Annotated in this window: 1 protein-coding gene; it reads left to right on the top strand. The window is 46.3% G+C overall.

Features of this window, described 5'->3' with window-relative positions:
- On the top strand, positions 1 to 574 hold a 574-nt coding region (gene galK / locus R7044_RS26980), incomplete at both ends, for a galactokinase (protein WP_225456200.1).

The following is a 574-nucleotide window of genomic DNA, read 5'->3' as shown; positions in this document are numbered from 1 at the left end:
GCTCATCGGCGGCGTTGGAAGTGGTGATTGGCCAGACGTTCAAAGTGCTGTTCAATCTTGAGATCAGCCAAGCCGAAATTGCGTTAAACGGTCAGCAAGCTGAGAACGAATTCGTCGGTTGCAACTGCGGCATCATGGATCAAATGATTTCAGCGGAAGGGCGTGAAAATCATGCGATGCTATTAGATTGCCGTAGCCTTGAAACTGAAGCAGTCTCTATGCCAGAAGACATGGCTGTCGTGATCATCAACTCGAATAAAAAGCGTGGTCTGGTTGATAGTGAATACAACACGCGTCGTCAGCAATGTGAAGAGGCGGCACGTACTTTTGGAGTTAAGGCACTGCGAGATGTGACTATTGAGCAGTTCAACGAAAAAGTCTATGAGCTAAATGAAATAGTAGCAAAACGTGCGCGTCACGTGATCACTGAAAACAATCGCACAGTCGAAGCGGCAAAAGCGCTCCGTTCGCATAATATTAACCGCATGAGTGAACTTATGGCTCAGTCACATGCTTCGATGCGTGATGATTTCGATATTACAGTCAAAGAGATTGACACTCTGGTTGAAATGGT

It is taken from the genome of Vibrio sp. 1402 (genome assembly GCF_033340275.1).
The sequence above is the reverse complement of the archived record's forward strand: the minus strand, read 5'-3'. Positions and strand labels throughout refer to the sequence as shown.